The sequence below is a fragment of the Lacticaseibacillus songhuajiangensis genome, assembly GCF_003946025.1.
GTDB classification, from domain to species: Bacteria; Bacillota; Bacilli; order Lactobacillales; family Lactobacillaceae; genus Lacticaseibacillus; species Lacticaseibacillus songhuajiangensis.
In genome coordinates, this window is record NZ_RHNR01000013.1 from 22,308 (window position 1) to 39,567 (window position 17,260).

Consider the following 17,260-nt stretch of genomic DNA (forward strand, 5'->3'; position numbering starts at 1 on the left):
ACAACTGTTTTTGATATAGATACAAGAAATGCTGATATGACGTGTTATTCTGTGCAGCTTATGGCATAAGATGAGGGCAAGCTTTGCTTAAAATGTCGCAAAAATAAGCTTAAAACGTCACAAATTAGTAGATTTTAAGCGTTAGCAGGAGTATTCTAATTTGGTAAACATCAATTATGGAGGATTTCTTTATGAAGAAGAAGATTCTGATGGGCGTCGCAGCGACGACCCTGACGCTCATTCTCGCGGCTTGTGGCGGCAAGTCCGATTCTGGTAAGAGTGTTAGCTCTGCCCGGATTATGGCGAGCGACATTATCAACACCATGGACCCAGCACTAGCAACCGACGTGATTTCTGGTCAGGCCATGGCCAACACCTACTCTGGTCTCTACCGTTTCCACGGTAAGAAGCTTGAACCAGACATGGCAGCCAAGATGGCCACCGTTTCTAAGGACCAGAAGACCTACACCTTCCACCTGCGCAAGGACGCAAAGTGGAGTGACGGCAAGAAGGTCACAGCGAAGGACTTTGTTTTCGCATGGCAGCGCGCCACGGATCCTAAGACCAAGTCCCAGTACGCCTACATTTTCTCTGGAATTGAGAACGCCGATGCCATTACCGCCGGCAAGAAGCCTGCTTCTAGCCTCGGTGTTAAAGCCCTCGACGACTACACCTTCCAGGTTAAGTTGGAAAAAGCAATGCCATACTTTGAAAAGATGATCACCCTGCAGACTTTTGACCCCGTCGAAAAGAGCCAGGTTGAAAAGTACGGTGATAAGTACGGTACGAAGTCCAGCACCCTCACCTTCAACGGCCCTTACGTGATGAAGAAGTGGAGTGGTTCTGACAATACTTGGACCCAGACCAAGAACCCGAACTACTGGGACAAGAAGAACGTGCACATCGAAAAGTTGACCTACCAGGTTGCTAAGGACCCATCAACCGCCCTTAACCTGTTCCAGGATGGCAAGCTCGATGACGTTGTGGTCTCTGGTAACAGTGCACAGCAGATGAAGAATGATCCTGCCTTCAACAACCGTGCCCAGAACGCTACTTACTACCTCGAACTGAACGCTAAGCGCGTGCCTGCATTCGCCAACGTTAAGGTGCGCCAGGCTATCTCCATGGCCATCAACCGCAAGAACTTCATCAAGCAGGTGCTTGGTAATGGTTCCGTGCCAATCTCCACGGTTGTTGCCACCAAGATGATGTACAACGACCAGGGTGAAGACTTCACAACGGCGCCTGACAAGAAGGTTGGTCAGTACACTGACTACGACCTGGCCAAGGCTAAGAAGCTCTTCGCTGAAGGGATGAAGGAAGTCGGCAGCAAGTCCGTTTCCTACACCCTGACTTCTGACGACACGGCGCTGGCTAAGAGCACCCTGGAATACCTCCAGAACGCCCTTGAAAAGCTCAGCACCAAGGATGCCAAGATGACGGTTAACACCAAGTCCGTACCATTCAAGACCCGTCTGCAGCTGTCTGCTGACCGGAAGTCCGACATGGTTGTGACGGCTTGGAGTGCTGACTTCCCAGATGCCATCAGCTTCCTGGACATGTTCACGACCGGTGGTGCTTACAACGATGGTGAATGGAGCAACGCGACCTACGACAAGTTGATCAACGCTTCCAAGACCACCGATGCAACCAACACGACCAAGCGCTGGAACGATCTGCAGAGTGCCGCTGAACTGCTCACCCAGCAGGCCGGTGTCATTCCGCTGTACCAGCTCGGTGAATCCCACCTGACCAAGACCTCCATCAAGGGGATGGAACTTGGACCTAACGGGATGATGAACTTCGTCGGTGCTACTAACAACAAGTAGTCACTTGCGACTGTGCGTTAACTGAAAAGCGTTTCGCCTTTGAGCGGGACGCTTTTTTGTGTTTATGATTTCAAAATGGTGGTGTCAGGACTGGGGCGGATTGGCGCCGCTCCTGGAGACTGCGCTGGCGGGGACCGCTTCAGCCCGCATACGCGGTCTTCCGCTGGCAGATTTGCCGAAACTCACGTCAAATCTGCGCTCCCGATGCAATTAGCAGTGCATACGGCTGACGCCGCATGCACTGCTAATTGCATTTTCGCCAGCTCCGTCTCCAGTCGCTCTGCCAATCCGCCCCAGTCCTGACGAGCACTCACGTCACAGAGTGTGAACGAGCACACTGTGGGTGCGCGCAATTGCGTGTATGTTCACCGAAGTAATTGAGAGTTCGTTGAGCAGTCACACAAAGAGGACCCCAACTCATTCAGAATTGGGGTCCTCTTTGTTGTGGTGCAGACTCAAGAAGTTAGTCAATCCGCGGCAAATCTGGCCGGTCGTAGTAGTAACCTTGCGCGTAACGGGCGTGCAGGGTTGCTTGCGCGAATTCGGCGTCGCTGGGACTGTTGACGTCGGTGCAGATGATGGTCACGTCTGCCGCGCTGCAGTCTGCGACCAGTTGCCGCAGGACCGCGGCGGATTGCGGTTGACCGAGTGCTTTACGGACCATGCCCATGGATAACTTGATGCTGTCGATGAGGTGCAAGGCGGTCATGGGGATAACGCCGGCGTCGAGATTATCGACGCTGATGACGACTTTAATGTCCTCCGCCGCCATGTTAATCTGCACCTGCCGCAACAGCTCAGTGCTGACGGGTGCCTTGATTTGCACCATCATGCCGTGCAATCCCGCGTGGGACTGCATGAAGTCGTGGAGTTGGCGCACGGTGTAGGGTTCAATGCACTCGTTCTTGCTCAAGCTGATGGCTAAGCACAGTTCGGGCGCCATGTTGACCGCTTTATTCATGAAGGCCAACTGGCTAGTTAGCGGTGTGCCAAAAGGCCAAGTTTGCCAGCGGTCGTACTCGGACAGGTTACGGGCGATGACAACTTCGTGCGCCACAAGCTTGTTCGCATCTTGCAGGTCGACCATGGTTTGCGTGTAGTAGGCCAGAATTTCGCGGGCGCGGTGCACCGTATTGTCGCGCAAGGTATCGCCGTTCATGGTGATGACGTCGCGGCCGCGCTTTTTACTCTGGTACATGTTGTCGTCGACGCGCTTGAAGAGGTCGTCGGCAGAATTGTCCGCGATGGTGCGCTCGGTACCGCCACAGGAGATGGTAACGGCCAGTTCGTTATCGCCGGCGCTGTAACGCGTGCGGCGGACCGTCCGCCAGCAGTCGATGAGGACGGGCATAACTTCCTGCGTCGTTTGGCCAGCGAAAATCAGGCTGAATTCTTCGCCGCCAGTGCGGTAGAGCTGGGGTGCGCCAGGGTGGCGGCGCAACACGTCGCGCAGGGTCGTGGCGACGCCGATTAGAATTTCGTTCCCAGCTAGGTGGCCGTAGTGGTCGTTGACCTGTTTGAAGTGGTCGACGTCGATTTCGACCATGGTCAGTGCTTCAGCGTTCGCGATGGAAGCCGCAAACTGTTGCTCTAGATCGTCTTGGAAAATGGCGTAAGTTTTGGTGTTCGTGAGTGCGTCGTAAGTCGCGCGCCGGGCGTTGGCTTCACTTTGCTTGTCAGACTGGCGCAACTCGAAGAGGTATAGTCCCGTTGAGAAGCTGGAGCAGGCGTACAAAAGTAGCGCTTGGATGCGCAGCGTGGGATTCATGTTGAAGCCGGCCGATACAGAATCAATGGTGAGCCAGTAGAGCGCCGCGAGTGTCATCAAGACCAGACTGTGTTGCAGCAGGTGATAACGAATGTGCTTACCGTTTGCCCGCACGTAAGTTAGCCATACTATTAGAAGCAAAAAGCTAAAGAGACTGTTTGGCCACAGATTCACTGCGCGGTGCGTGAACGCCCAAAAAAATGCGAGCGCGAGACTGCGCAAAATGTATTCCGGCGTGGTGGTGTGCGCGTCCAGAGCAATGTAGCTGACAATGAACAGTGCAATCCCTTGCTGCACCAGACCGCCGACGGGGAGCAAGTGTCCTGATCCCGTCCAAGCGAGTAAGAATGAAACGAGAATGCCGGCTGCTGGAATCGCTAGGCGAATCCACGCCCCGCGGCGCCAATCGCTGGCCTTTTGCCGCGCGGCGTACTGCCAGGCGCGTGAGTAATAACTGACAAAGCCGGTGGCGAAGAAGAGCATCGTCAGCCCCTGCGCCAGCAACATCTGCCAACTAAGTGAAAACGTATGTATAGTCACGGTCAATTCCCCCCAGAACTGATGACTTAATGCTTAGTGGTTCCCCCAATGAGCATCTTACCATTAAAGATAGGCCAAGTGATTGAAATCGCTGACTTTTTGACGTGAGGAGGGAAAGTTTCTGAACATTGTTGGTCAGAATGTATATGACATGCAGAATGACCTGCGATATGCATTTTAACTGGAATTAATTGCAACTGTGGCGAAAGTAAAAGCCACACCATGATGACCGTAAAATGTGAACAAACGGTGCGAAAATGAGCTTTAAGATGTGGCGGAAAGTGAAGCAGTCAGCTTGACGCCCTGCGTTTCATTGACATTTTCAAGACGCAACGGCCGTGATCAAAGGCCGACATGCCGGTTAATTTGTTCAGCCAGCAAAAACAACATTATGCGCATTTCTGAAGAAAAATTATAAAAAGTGGCAAAAATGAGTGTACAAAAGCAAAACAATGAGTTAATCTAATTGAGTAATAAATATGCATGGGGAGAACGAAAATATGAAGAAAAAACCATTATGGACCGGGCTGGCAGCTGTTGCCTTGACCCTGGTACTCGCGGCTTGTGGCGGCAAGAGCGCGGACACAAGTAAGTTGCAGACGATTAACCGGATGGCGAAGGATGTCATCTCGACCATGGACCCACAGAAGGCGGTTGACGCCATTGCCGGGCAGGTCATTGAAGACACCAACGCCGGCTTGCTACGTTATGACGGCAAGAAGTTGGAGCCAGATGAAGCAACGGCTTTGCCTAAGGTTTCTAAGGACCAGAAGACTTACACCTTTACGCTGCGCAAGAACCTGAAGTGGAGTAATGGTGAGCAGGTCACGGCTAAGGACTACGTATACGCTTGGCAGCGTCTGGCGGACCCGAAGACCAAGTCCGAATACGCGTACATCGCCTCGGGTATTTTGAACGCTGACGCCATTACAGCCGGCAAGAAGGATCCCAGCACGCTCGGCGTGAAGGCGGAAGGCAAGTACAAGTTTGTCGTGAAGCTCGACCGGCCAATGCCTTACTTCAAGACGATGATTACACTCTGTGTATTCGACCCTACCCAGAAGTCTGCGGTTGATAAGCACGGCGACAAGTTCGGGACCAGCGCGAACACCCAGACTTACAACGGGCCATACGTGCTGACTAAGTGGAACGGTTCCTCTAACACCTGGGTTGAAAAGAAGAACCCGAACTACTGGAACGCCAAGAACGTCCACGTGAAGACAATCAAGACGCAGGTGGTTAAGGAAACCACGACCGCACTGAACCTGTTCCAGTCCGGTAAGCTCGATGACGCCATCATTTCCGGTGACACCGCCGCCCAGATGCAAAATGATTCCCAGTACAACACCGTTGAACAGGGCCGGACCAGCTACCTGGAACTGAACGCCCAGCGGGTGCCAGAACTGGCCAACGTCAACATTCGCAAGGCGCTGTCCATGGCCATCAACCGGAAGGAATTCATCAAGAAGGTGCTCGGCGATGGCTCCAAGCCAATCAGCCAGGTTGTCCCTTACGGTCTGTTCACCAACGAAGACAACAACAAGGACTTCGCAACGGAGGCTTCCAAGGCCAACGCCGCGGACTCCAAGTACGACGTGAAGAAGGCTGCTGCCCTCTACAAGAAGGGCCTGAAGGAACTCGGCAAGAGCACCATCAGCTTCACGCTGACTGGGGATGACACCGATGTTGCCAAGAAGACGCTCGAATACCTGCAGGGTGCTTGGGCCAAGGCATTGCCTGGTATCAAAGTCACAACCAAGTCCGTACCGTTCAAGACGCGTGTTCAGCTGAGCCTGGACCACCAGTCTGACGCCGTGGTTTCCTCCTGGCAGGCGGACTTCCCAGACGCCATTTCCTTCCTGGATCTGTTCACAACGGGTAACTCTTACAACTCCGGTAACTGGAGTAACGCTAAGTACGACCAGCTGATTAAGGACTCCAAGGATAAGGATGCGGCAAGCATCTCTAAGCGCTGGGCTGACCTGAAGCAGGCCGACGAAATCCTCGCCCAGCAGCAGGGTGTCATTAGCCTCTACCAGACCGGTGAAGCGCACCTGACCAAGAAGACCATCAAGGACATGCCATACAGTCCTGGTAACATGATCAACTTCGTCGGCACCACGAACATCACGAAGTAGGGAAGAGCGGGCCACGATGCGCTTAGCTCTCGAGCATTAACGTAATAAGACCGCTATTCCGGTTTTTGGAATAGTGGTCTTATTGGGTTAAGCGGAGCCAGACGCTCTTAATGTTTTAGCGTTTAGAGCGTCGGACAGCGAAGCGTAGGTGGCGGACTCCTCACCGTAATTCGGATTGGTCAGGAGTCCGCCGGCGTAACAGCGCTGTAGATGAAAAGTTCCGCTACCAATATCGGTAGCGGAACTTTTTGTATATAAGCGCGAAATATGCACCGGTATGCTGAAAAAACGGAACGGATTGACTATTCATTGTGACATAAATGAGCAAGCAACTCATAATGGTGTTTACGCCGCATAAACGGCAATGCGGCGAAATATGAACAAAAATAATGGCGAATCATAACAAGATGCTGATATGACAGCGTTGATAGCGAAATTCAATCTATTGAAACTTGCGTCATCATGGCCATCTGGTTAGAAAAAAGTCACAAAAAATTAGGAAATAAGTATACAAATGACAAAACGTGCGGTATTCTAGTCACATCCTAATTATTTGTGGAGGCACAATTTTATCATGAAGAAGAAACCACTATGGCTGGGCGTCGCAGCGACGTCTCTAGCCCTTTTGCTTGCAGCTTGCGGCGGCAATAGCAGCTCTAGTTCCAAGACGCAGACGATTACCCGCATGTCCAAGGACGTCATTTCGACCATGGACACGCAGATGGCGACCGACGCCATTTCCGGGCAGGTGCTTGACGACACCAACGCCGGACTTCTGCGGTACCACGGCAACAAACTTGAAGCTGACGTCGCCAAGTCACTGCCTAAGGTTTCTAAAGATCAGCTGACTTACACCTTCAGCCTGCGCCACGGCACCAAGTGGAGTGACGGCAAGGAAGTCACCGCCAAGGACTTCGTTTATTCCTGGCAGCGGCTGGTTGACCCGAAGACCAAGTCCGAATACGCTTACATTGCTTCTGGCATCAAGAACACCGACGCCATCACGGCCGGCAAGATGGACAAGAGCAAGCTGGGCGTTAAGGCCATTGGCAAGTACACTTTCCAGGTTAAGCTGGATCGGGCAATGCCATACTTTGAAAAGATGATTACCCTTTGTGTCTTCAACCCAACTGAAAAGTCCGCGGTTGATAAGTGGGGCAAGAAGTTCGCCACGAGCTCCAAGTACCTGACCAACAACGGCCCATACACGCTGAAGAACTGGAATGGTTCCGACAACACCTGGACCGAAGTCAAGAACCCGAAGTACTGGAACGCCAAGAACGTCCACGTGACGAAGATTAAGACGCAGGTTGTTAAGGAAACGACCACTGCACTCAACCTCTTCCAGTCCGGCAAGCTCAACGACGCCATCATCTCTGGTGATAGCGCAAGCCAGATGCAAAATGATTCCCAGTACAACACGGTTCAGCAGGCTCGTACCACTTACCTCGAAATGAACGCTAAGCGGGTACCTGCCCTGGGTAACGCCAACATTCGCAAGGCGCTGTCCATGTCCATCAACCGTAAGGAATTCATCAAGAAGGTCCTCGGTGATGGTTCCAAGCCAATCACCCAGCCAGTACCTTACGGTCTGTTTACCAACGACAAGACCGGTGATGACTTCGCAACTGACGCTTCCAAGAAGTACTCTAGCAACTCCGATTACGATACCAAGAAGGCTGCTGAATACTACAAGAAGGGTCTGAAGGAACTCGGCAAGTCCAGCATCTCCTTCACCCTGCTGTCTGACGATACTGATGTTGCTAAGAAGACTCTCGAATACCTGCAGGGTGCTTGGTCCAAGGCACTTCCTGGTATCAAGGTTTCCACCAAGTCCGTACCATTCAAGACCCGTGTCCAGCTGAGTCTTGACCACCAGGCTGACGTGGTTGTTTCATCCTGGCAGGCTGACTTCCCTGACGCCATCTCCTTCCTCGACATGTGGGTAACTGGTAACAGTTACAACATGGGTAACTGGAGCAACGCGCAGTACGATGCCCTCATCAAGAAGTCCAAGACGACCGATGCAACGGATGTTGCTAAGCGTTGGGACGACCTGAAGCAGGCTGATGAGATCATCGCCCGCGACCAGAGTGTCATCGGTCTCTACCAGACCGGTGAAGCGCACCTGACCAAGAAGTCCATCAAGGGCATGCTTTACAGCCCAGGCAACATGATCGACTTTGTCGGTGTGACGAACAAGTAAAACTGTGGCGGGACTGAGGCGGATTGCTTCCGTTTGAGAAACTCCGCCGGCGGGGACCGTTCGAGCCTCCTGCCGGAGTCTCTCACTGGGGAATTTGCCTCTGTGAGTCAAATTCCCGCTCCCGAAAAAATGAGCGGTGTACTCAGCGCACGAAAACCGTGTGAGCTGAGTACACTGCTCATTTTTTTGTCGCCGGCTCCGTTTCTCAAACTCCACCAATCCGCCTCAGTTCCGTGTGCACTCACGATATATCGTGATGGACAAAAGTACATCTTGAACTCATGGAATGTATCGTTGGACAACACATTGAATAGTCATTGGCATCCGATGACGTTGCGGTGTTTCAAAAGGTTCATGACGTCGAAATTGAAGCTGCTTTGCCGTTTGTCCACGGAGGTGTGGGGTGTTTGGGCGGAGCGATTGGGGATGAAGCGGCGAAAAAAATGTTGTTTGGAGACACGGCGTATTTTGCCGTGGCTGCACACAACATTTTCGGGAGCGCGAATTTGACGCGGGCTTTGCGGCAAATTCGCCAGTGAGAGCCCGTGGGCTCGAACGGTCCCCGCCGCGCAGTCCCCAATCGCGTAGCCCAAACGCCCCACACCGAAGCAGCCAACTCCCACAACAGTAGTAGCCGCTACCTGTATAATTGCGGTATTATTGTAAGGTATGCATTAACTCGAATTTTGAAGATACGCATCACCGAAAAAATGATGCGCATCAGCGTTTCTGGGGGGAAACGTTACTATCCGCAGGGGGGACAAGTAAGATGGACGAGGTGATTGCGTGGACAATCCGCGCATTCGTGGTCAGCGTGTTCAGCGCTGGTTACATTCGCCTGCACCAACGGGTGTGGGACCGCGCTTTTGATCAGGGCAATAAACCACAGCGTCGCCAGGCAAATCGGGTCCTGCTGACGATTCTTTGTGTTGGGCTAGGCTTAGGTTTGGCCGTGGGCAGTAACTATGTCGACGGGATGGGCACGATGACCTATCAGAACGTCGGCCTGTACATCATGACCATCGGCCTGTTTGACCAGCACATCCGCCTGCCGGAATACTGGGCGCGCGCGGCCGTGGTGCTCTTAGTGTGGTACAAAACGCAGACGGAAGTCCTGAGTGCACGTTTTGTGATTGAACTCGTCATTTTGCTGGTCACCTTGTACCTCGTGCGGCGCTTCCATAGTTTCATGCGCGTCAGTTGGCAGATGACGGCCACCGGCATTGTGCTGGCGGCGCTGTACTGGTTTGACTGGGGCGGCGAAACCGGTATGCTCATTCTGGACCGCACCATGCAGGTGCAGGCGTTCAGTCTGTACGTGATGATGATGATTTTTGCCAACCTCTCCTGGACCGCGTCCTACCGCGCTAGTTTGCGCAACCAGGACATGGAGCGGCTCGCGACTTACGATACGCTGACCAATGCCAAGAACTTCACGCTCTACCAGACTGAAGTGACGGAGTTGTTTGAGGACGCCAAGAAGAAGAGCAAGCCGCTGACCATCGTGGCGCTGGACATTGACCACTTTAAGCAGGTTAACGACACTTACGGGCACCTGGCCGGCAATGCGATTTTGATTGGGGTGGCGACGCTGCTGGAACAGATTGCCAATGACGAGACCGGCACCCAGCACGTCTACCGCACCGGTGGCGAAGAGTTCACGCTCGCGTTCTCTGGCTTCACACCGGAACAGGTGCTGCCGGTGGTCAACAAAATTTGTATGACGGTGCGCCACAAGCAGTTCAAATATGGTGATTTCCACATCGCCGTCACGCTGTCAGTAGGGATTACCACCTTGCGCTCGATTGACCGCACGATTGATGATGTCTTTAAGCGCGCCGATGATAGTCTTTACGCCAGCAAGCGGCGCGGTCGTGACGCCATTACTGTTGAAGGGATGCCGATGCAGATGGATGATGATGGGATTCGTGATACGCGTTACGCGTATTTTGCCCAGGGCATTGTGGACGCCAGCACTCAAGATAAGACGCCGTGGGGCAGTGAACTACTCTTGCGCATGTACGACCCGCAAAAGGCGCGCTGGGTGCTGCCGGAAAGCTTCGATATTTCCGTGCGCCGGCAAATTGGCTTGTTGCGGGATGCGCTGCGCAATTCGACTTGCCGCCGCTTCACACTGAACCTGACAACGGAGCAGTTTGCCGACGTCGACGTGGCGCGCGCAATTGCTGATTTCCGGCAGGCGACCCCAGAACTAGAGGAACTCATTGTCGAAATTACGCAGGTGCCGCACCTGCAGTCTGTGCGCCGCGTCGCCACCATCTATCATCAGGCCAACGTGCTGGTGTTCATTGATGATGTCGGCAGTGATAATCGCTATGCCGAGGTGCTGAACGTTCTGCCTTTTGCGGATGGTGTGAAGTTCGCGATGCAGAATCTGCGCGGCAGCGATACCCGCGAGCGCATGTTTGAGCGGATTGGCTTCTGGCAGCAGGTGGCCAGCGACAACAACCTCAGCTTCGTGTTGGAGGGGGTCGAAGATCGCGACGACATGGAAGTGACGCGCGATAAGTTCGGGATTCGCTACATGCAGGGCTACTACTTCGGTAAGCCGAGTTTGCCGGATGCCAGTTAAGTCCAAACAAAAATCCCAGCCGTGATGGCTGGGATTTTTTTATGCTTTGTGGTGTGCGGTGACAAAGCGGGTTCGCTGACCCGCAAACTTGCGGTTGAGCCAGGAATTGTCATCGGCGAGCCAGCGGGTGAGCGGCTGCATCACGATGCCGCGGATGAATTCGACGAGCAGGCAGGCGGCGAAGATGCCGAGGATAATTACGAGCGCGGCGAGCACGAACTTACCGGCGGATAGTTGCCAGAGGCGCTCCACGTGGAGCAGGTTACCCCACAGGTATGGCCGAACGTAGGCGTTATCGTGGATCAGGTAGATGCCAAACATGCAGCCGGAGATGCGGTTAACCCAGGGATATGAGCGCGCCGGCATTTTGGCGGTCGCGGCGACGAGTGCCACTGCTGCGAGGGCAGCAAAAGGCGAGTTGTCGAGGACAAAGTGGGTGGCCCCGCCGACGAGAGCGGCCGAGTCGCGCAGGTTGCCCAGCAGGTCGAGCCCGGTGATGCTCAGCAGCATGATGAGGATGGTGCTCCAGAAGGTAGCGCGCGCGTGTTTTTCCAGGAAGGCGAAGTTGCCGAGGCGCAGGTTGGCACCGAGCAGGTAGAGGACGATGAAGCGCAGGGTGCGGTCATTATCCAGCCGCATTTTGAGGAAGACCGGCAGGATGAAGAAGAAGGTAAACAGCGCCAGCGTCAGCATGACCAGCTTACGGCCGTCGGCCTGCCGGATGAAGGCGTTCAGCACTGGGCTGAGGATCACTAGCAAAATGTAGGCGGACACGAACCAGTACTGTGCATATTGCACGGGAAATAGTGACATCATCGTGCCCCAGAAGCTGAGGCTGTGGGTGTGCAGCGCGTGCAGGACGAAGAAGACCATCGAGTAAGTCCAGGTCGCCAGAATGACGGGCGTGATGCGGCGCAACTTGAACTCGGATTTGCAGAGGAAGTAGCCCGTAATCACGATGAAAATGTCGACGCCCATTTTGCCGCCACTCACCAGAATCTGGGTGAAGAACAGCTGCGCGGTGGCCTGCGAGTAATCGGCCGACAGGAGCACCCCGTGCACAGCGAAGTGGTGTGCCAGAATCAGCAGCATCGCCAGGATGCGGAGCAGTTCGATGTTGGAGTTACGTGCTTTGTGCATAATTGCGCCTAGTTTCTCAGAATATGTAGGGTGAAAAATCAATGATAGCTTTATGATAGCCCCGCGGAATCGGCGCGGCAATAGACACTGGGGCGAAAGGGGTGCAAAGATGCATGTGGGGAGCCGACTAGGAAAACGAATTTTGGTGCTGCATGAATTGCTGTGCGCAAAAAATCAAAATAAGCGGTTGGAAATACCCATTCTTGAGTCTTACTGTCATAAGTACCTGCCATCATTCGCGCAGTGGCTGGAATCAGGATGCGCTACGATGATGTCAGGATGTTACCGCTTTCTATTAAATTCTGGAGGTCATACACATGATTGGTGCAATTGAAGCTGGCGGCACGAAGATGGTGTGCGCGGTTAGTGACGAAGACTTAAATATTAAGGCACGGACGCGAATCAGTACGGAGAATCCGCAAGACACGATGCGGGAGATGCTAGCGTTCTTTGGCGAGTACGAATTAGACGGACTCGGAGTAGGGGCGTTCGGCCCGATTGGCGTGAACCCGCAGCGCAGCGATTACGGTTTTATCGGTCAAACGCCAAAAGAAGGTTGGAGTGGCTTCGACCTACTGGGGGCTCTGCAAAAGGAAATCAAATGTCCAATTTACCTGACCACCGACGTCAACGTGGCAGCCTACGGTGAACTCAAACGGGGGAGCGCGCAAAACCTGCAGAATGCCGTTTACCTCACAGTTGGTACGGGGATTGGCGGTGGCGTCATTCATGACGGCGCAATCTATGTTGGGGATACGCATCCTGAACTTGGCCACATCATGGTCAAGCGTGCACAGAATGAGCTCAATGGTTTTGATGGGGTTTGTCCATACCATGATGGGTGCCTGGAAGGCATGGCATCAGGACCATCAATCGGCGCACGAGCTGGCGTTAAAGCCAATACGCTGGCTGAGGATGATCCACTTTGGGATATCGAGGCGGACTACCTGGCCCAGGCAGCGATGAGTTACACCTTGTCTTTTGCCCCGCAGCGCATTATCTTCGGTGGTGGCGTGTCGAACCAGAGCCAGATTTTTCCGAAGATGCGCAAGCGGTTTGCCGAATACTTGAACAACTATGTGCAGGTGCCAAATCTTGACGAGTACCTGGTGCACGCGGCACTTGGAGATGACGCCGGAATTACTGGGGCATTGTTGCTGGCGGCCGAGGTTGCACGTTAAAACGTAAACACTAATTACAATAGAAGAAAGCGTCACGTAATTTCGTCACAGTGAAGTTACGCGACGCTTTTTGCGTTACAGAACTAAAGTTTTTGGCCTTGTTTTGCTGAAGGAAGGGCAGTTAAAGAAATGAAAATCTTAATAGTGAGACGGGCCCGTATTTACCGAATGATCTCACATAAAGAACGATGTTTGGCTTCAATAACTTTTTTTATTTCATTTATGAATAAGCGGACTGAATTGGTTCAACTGTCTAGAAACTTGATTGCGCTTCCGGAATGAGATCGTTATATTGAAAGCATCGACGCCAAATTACCAAACGAACAGGATCAACATCCTGCCTGTATGTAGACCAATTTGTCAGGTGCACCTGCCAAATGACATGGCAACTGCTCCTGACACTTGTTGGTAAGCGCTATCAAAAATATCATGCATAATAATAAATGTAGTCAGGAAGGTGGTGAGAAAGATGATGAACGAACGAGACCTGAAGACAATTCGTTACATGGTTCAGCAAAATGATTTTCGAACCTCAAACGAAATTGCAGCCTACCTTAACGTGTCACCACGAACGGTGATGCGGATTATCAAGAGCATTAACGAAGCGGATCAGCCCGATCAACTGATTATTTCCGAGAAGGGTCGCGGATACAAACTCGATTACGACGTCTACTTGCGGTTTAGCAATCAGATGAACGATCTGGGTTCCTACTCCCCGACAGAACGCCGCAACGAAGTGCTTTTGAATCTTTTGTTCCGGGCGCCACAGCCAGTTGCCCTGGATGAATTGTTTGGCAGGTTCTTCATTAGTGAGACGGTCGTGAATAAGGACGTGCTCCTGCTCAGTCAACAGATTGAGCGCCACGGTCTGCGACTGGTCAAGCACCACCAGGAGCTGAGTGTCAGCGGTAGCGAACGCGCTGTTCGCCAGCTGATTATCGGCGCGATTGGCAAAATGGGCATCACCGACTACCAGAGCATGAAGAAAGAGTTCACCGACCTGAGCACTTTCGACATGCAGTTCATCATCGGACAGATTGATTTCATTGAAGAGGAGTTGCGATCAACTATACCAGCCCCATACAACATTAATCTGTTCACCCATATCTACATCCTAATCAAACGTTATCGTCAGGGATTGCGCGCAGACACTGGCGACGAGGAATTTGATGAGGATGAAGAACGACAGATTCAAGAAAACCCGGTGCTCTACAGTATCTCGGCCGAAGTCATTGGGCACCTTGGGGCGTATCTCAGTCGCGAAATACCCGCGATTGAAAAATATTACATTCTCCAATACTTGATTTCATCGCGACTGTTATCGACACAAACAACGTCAAGCAAGTACTCACCAAGAATCCAAGCCATTGTTGATGACATCGTAAAGCAGATGAGTCACAAGTTTGGCGAGCGGATCGATAGCGATGAGTTGCGAGTTGATTTATCACAGCACGTTAAGCCACTTCTGAACCGTTTGGAGAACGGTATTCATATCGAGAACACCATGCTCCACGACATTAGTTCCGAGTACCCGCAAGTCTTCGCTGAAACGCGCGAGGCGGTCAACACGGTGCTCCAGAAGTACTTAGGCAAGGAAGTATCGGACGACGAAATCGGGTTTATGGCACTCTACTTTATTAAGTACCTTGAGCAGAACCCGCGTCAAATTAATGCTTTAATTATGTGCGCGAGCGGAATCGGCACATCAGAGTTGTTAAAGGTGAAAGTGCACAAGTACTTTCCACAACTCAACATTGAAGATGTGCTGTCGCTTCGGCAGTACCAAAAGAATCGCGCGCAGTACGACGCGAAAACAGACCTGATTATTACCACTGTACGAACAGATGAAATTGACAGTACGCGTCCGATTATCCTGGTAAACGTGATGTTTACGGCTAGTGATCAGAATCGGGTGGCAGAGAAAATAAAGGAGTTGAGCAGCGATGAGCACGATGCAGACTAATTTTGATATGGGTTCAGTTGTTACAAAAGATTTGATTACTTTGGACCTGCAGGCGACCGACAAGTTGGGCGTGATTGAAGAATTAACCGATTTGCTGGTTGCGCACGGTGATGTCAGTGACCGCCAGGGTTTCATCGACGACGTGATTAAGCGCGAAGGCGAAGGCTTTACCGGTCTGGGCCAGGGCGTCGCAATTCCGCACGGGAAATCTAAGGCAGTTGCGAACACTACCATTGCAATTGGTCTGAGCAAGCATCCCATTCCTTGGGAGACGCTAGACGGTGAACCAATTACCGTCATCATCCTGTTTGCCGTTCGTGATACGGACGCAAATACGCTTCACATCAAGTTGCTGCAGAAGGTCGCAATCCTTCTATCAGACGATGAGTTTATCGGTGCACTCCACGAAATCCAGAGCAAAGACGAGTTAATTGCCCTTTTGCGTAAAGAGCCGGAAGGAGAATAACCATGAAAATTGTCGGAGTTGCCGCGTGCACATCAGGTATCGCGCATACCTACATTGCACGGGAAAAGATCATGAAGGGTGCCCAGAAGTTGGGCTACGAGATCCACATGGAAACTCAGGGCACGATTGGAACGGAAGATGAATTAACGCCGGAACAGATTGCCGAAGCGGACTTTGTATTACTGGCTATCGACATTAAAATCGGCGGACGTGATCGTTTTGAAGGTAAGAAGGTGGTGGAGGTACCAACTAACACCGCCATCAAAGCACCAACGAAGTTAATTGAAACCATCGTCAACCAGCTCGGTTTGAGCTAGGGGGCGCGGACATGTTAAAAAAACTACAGATTAAAAAGCACGCGATGACCGCCATTTCTTACATGTTGCCGCTGGTTGTGGCAGCCGGGTTGCTGATTGCGATTGGTAACTTGATGGGTGGTCAAGTTCTCACTAAGTTTAACGGGAATTACCCGATTGCCTCAGTTTTCACCACCTTGGGTGTGTGGGGCATGGGTCTGCTGGCACCAGTTATCGCCGCAGCGGTTGCATACTCAATCGCTGACCGGCCCGGGATTGCCCCAGGGCTGCTCACCGGGATTATCTCTTATAACATCGGCGCCGGGTTCTTGGGCGGTCTGGTCGGTGGTTACGTTGCTGGTTGGGTTGTTGCCGCATTGGTTCGCTACGTTAAGGTACCGAAGTGGGCTGAAGGCCTGAAGCCAATGATGATTGTGCCACTGCTGTCATCGCTGATTATGGCACTCGTCATGTTCTACGTCATTGGGACACCAATCGTTGCCGCAACGAACGCACTGACAAATTTCCTGAACAGCATGCAAGGATCCGCGCGCTTCGTCTTTGGCGGTATCCTGGGCGGCATGGCAGCCATCGACTTCGGTGGCCCTGTCAACAAAGTTGCCTCGCTGTTTGCCGATGGGATGTTGCTCCAAGGCATTCAGCAACCAGAGGCCGTCAAAATTCTTGCCTCAATGGTGCCACCATTTGGTGTCACAATCTCCTGGGTGCTGGCACGCGTCTTCAAGCGCCGCATCTACAGCAAGTCTGAAGAAGACAACATCAAGATTGCCTTCCCAATGGGGATTGTCATGATCACTGAAGGTGTCATTCCAATCGCCGCCGTAGACTTCATCCGTGTGGCCGTCAGTTCCGCACTAGGTGCCGCTGTTGGTGGTGGGTTGTCCATGACTTGGGGCATCAAGAGCCCAGTACCATCAGGGGGGATGTTCATTGTTCCCGCGATGAACAAACCATTGCTCTTCTGCCTAGCATTGTTGATTGGCTCCTGTGTCACCGGGCTTGTCCTCTTCGCCTGGAAGCGAGTTGTCAAACCAGAAGACGAGCTGGCAAAGGTTGAAGAAGATGAACCAGAAGAAGACATCGATTTAAGTGACCTCAAGATTAGCTAGGAGGACAAAC

11 protein-coding genes are annotated in these 17,260 nt (G+C 52.5%); 9 read left to right on the forward strand and 2 right to left on the reverse strand.

From position 1 onward, the window contains the following. The first annotated feature begins 191 nt into the window (after positions 1 to 191). A complete protein-coding gene (locus EKM97_RS04910) occupies positions 192 to 1,829 on the forward strand; it encodes a peptide ABC transporter substrate-binding protein (RefSeq protein ID WP_125571169.1) in 1,638 nt (545 codons plus the stop codon). A gap of 463 nt (positions 1,830 to 2,292) precedes the next feature. Here EKM97_RS04910 and EKM97_RS04915 read toward each other — a convergent pair whose 3' ends face one another. Beyond that, complete coding sequence (locus EKM97_RS04915; RefSeq protein WP_125571170.1) at positions 2,293 to 4,137, reverse strand: sensor domain-containing diguanylate cyclase; 1,845 nt, start codon at positions 4,135 to 4,137, stop codon at positions 2,293 to 2,295. 500 nt (positions 4,138 to 4,637) lie between these two features. On the opposite strand from EKM97_RS04915, the gene EKM97_RS04920 reads away from it, so the two are divergent. From EKM97_RS04920 to EKM97_RS04930, 3 genes are all read left to right on the forward strand, one after another. Beyond that, positions 4,638 to 6,275: a peptide ABC transporter substrate-binding protein gene (locus EKM97_RS04920; RefSeq protein WP_125571171.1), complete on the forward strand. Its 1,638-nt coding sequence runs from the start codon at positions 4,638 to 4,640 to the stop codon at positions 6,273 to 6,275. Between the two features lie 574 nt (positions 6,276 to 6,849). Further along, positions 6,850 to 8,481 carry a peptide ABC transporter substrate-binding protein gene (locus EKM97_RS04925; RefSeq protein ID WP_125571172.1) on the forward strand — a complete coding sequence of 544 codons (1,632 nt, stop codon included), beginning with the start codon at positions 6,850 to 6,852 and terminating at the stop codon, positions 8,479 to 8,481. 769 nt (positions 8,482 to 9,250) lie between these two features. Next, positions 9,251 to 11,074, forward strand: a complete 1,824-nt coding sequence (locus tag EKM97_RS04930; protein WP_125571173.1) for a sensor domain-containing diguanylate cyclase — start codon at positions 9,251 to 9,253, stop codon at positions 11,072 to 11,074. 39 nt (positions 11,075 to 11,113) lie between these two features. Here EKM97_RS04930 and EKM97_RS04935 read toward each other — a convergent pair whose 3' ends face one another. Next, positions 11,114 to 12,214 (reverse strand): acyltransferase family protein, encoded by a 1,101-nt coding sequence (locus EKM97_RS04935; RefSeq protein ID WP_125571174.1) that lies wholly within the window; start codon positions 12,212 to 12,214, stop codon positions 11,114 to 11,116. A 317-nt stretch (positions 12,215 to 12,531) separates the two neighbouring features. On the opposite strand from EKM97_RS04935, the gene EKM97_RS04940 reads away from it, so the two are divergent. The 5 genes from EKM97_RS04940 to EKM97_RS04960 all read left to right on the forward strand — a co-directional run bounded on the left by EKM97_RS04940 (position 12,532) and on the right by EKM97_RS04960 (position 17,250). Continuing rightward, positions 12,532 to 13,395, forward strand: a complete 864-nt coding sequence (locus tag EKM97_RS04940; RefSeq protein WP_125571175.1) for an ROK family protein — start codon at positions 12,532 to 12,534, stop codon at positions 13,393 to 13,395. Between the two features lie 469 nt (positions 13,396 to 13,864). Further along, entirely contained in the window at positions 13,865 to 15,358 is a 1,494-nt protein-coding gene (locus EKM97_RS04945) for a BglG family transcription antiterminator (RefSeq protein ID WP_125571176.1), read from the forward strand. Continuing rightward, the gene (locus EKM97_RS04950; protein ID WP_125571177.1) at positions 15,339 to 15,824 is read left to right on the forward strand and encodes a PTS sugar transporter subunit IIA; all 486 of its coding nucleotides are present in this window, start codon (positions 15,339 to 15,341) and stop codon (positions 15,822 to 15,824) included. Before EKM97_RS04945 ends, EKM97_RS04950 begins: the two co-directional genes overlap by 20 nt. A gap of 2 nt (positions 15,825 to 15,826) precedes the next feature. Beyond that, positions 15,827 to 16,141 (forward strand): PTS fructose transporter subunit IIB, encoded by a 315-nt coding sequence (locus EKM97_RS04955; RefSeq protein WP_125571178.1) that lies wholly within the window; start codon positions 15,827 to 15,829, stop codon positions 16,139 to 16,141. Positions 16,142 to 16,152: 11 nt separating this feature from the next. Further along, positions 16,153 to 17,250, forward strand: a complete 1,098-nt coding sequence (locus tag EKM97_RS04960) for a PTS fructose transporter subunit IIC (protein ID WP_125571179.1) — start codon at positions 16,153 to 16,155, stop codon at positions 17,248 to 17,250. The last annotated feature ends 10 nt before the right edge of the window (positions 17,251 to 17,260 follow it).

What these genes read in the sequence shown, in the direction of transcription:
- EKM97_RS04910 (WP_125571169.1), top strand. Translation starts at nt 192, where the DNA reads ATGAAGAAGAAGATTCTGATGGGCGTCGCAGCGACGACCCTGACGCTC.
- EKM97_RS04920 (WP_125571171.1), top strand. Translation starts at nt 4,638, where the DNA reads ATGAAGAAAAAACCATTATGGACCGGGCTGGCAGCTGTTGCCTTGACC.
- EKM97_RS04925 (WP_125571172.1), top strand. Translation starts at nt 6,850, where the DNA reads ATGAAGAAGAAACCACTATGGCTGGGCGTCGCAGCGACGTCTCTAGCC.
- EKM97_RS04930 (WP_125571173.1), top strand. Translation starts at nt 9,251, where the DNA reads ATGGACGAGGTGATTGCGTGGACAATCCGCGCATTCGTGGTCAGCGTG.
- EKM97_RS04935 (WP_125571174.1), bottom strand. Translation starts at nt 12,214, where the DNA reads ATGCACAAAGCACGTAACTCCAACATCGAACTGCTCCGCATCCTGGCG.
- EKM97_RS04940 (WP_125571175.1), top strand. Translation starts at nt 12,532, where the DNA reads ATGATTGGTGCAATTGAAGCTGGCGGCACGAAGATGGTGTGCGCGGTT.
- EKM97_RS04945 (WP_125571176.1), top strand. Translation starts at nt 13,865, where the DNA reads ATGATGAACGAACGAGACCTGAAGACAATTCGTTACATGGTTCAGCAA.
- EKM97_RS04950 (WP_125571177.1), top strand. Translation starts at nt 15,339, where the DNA reads ATGAGCACGATGCAGACTAATTTTGATATGGGTTCAGTTGTTACAAAA.
- EKM97_RS04955 (WP_125571178.1), top strand. Translation starts at nt 15,827, where the DNA reads ATGAAAATTGTCGGAGTTGCCGCGTGCACATCAGGTATCGCGCATACC.
- EKM97_RS04960 (WP_125571179.1), top strand. Translation starts at nt 16,153, where the DNA reads ATGTTAAAAAAACTACAGATTAAAAAGCACGCGATGACCGCCATTTCT.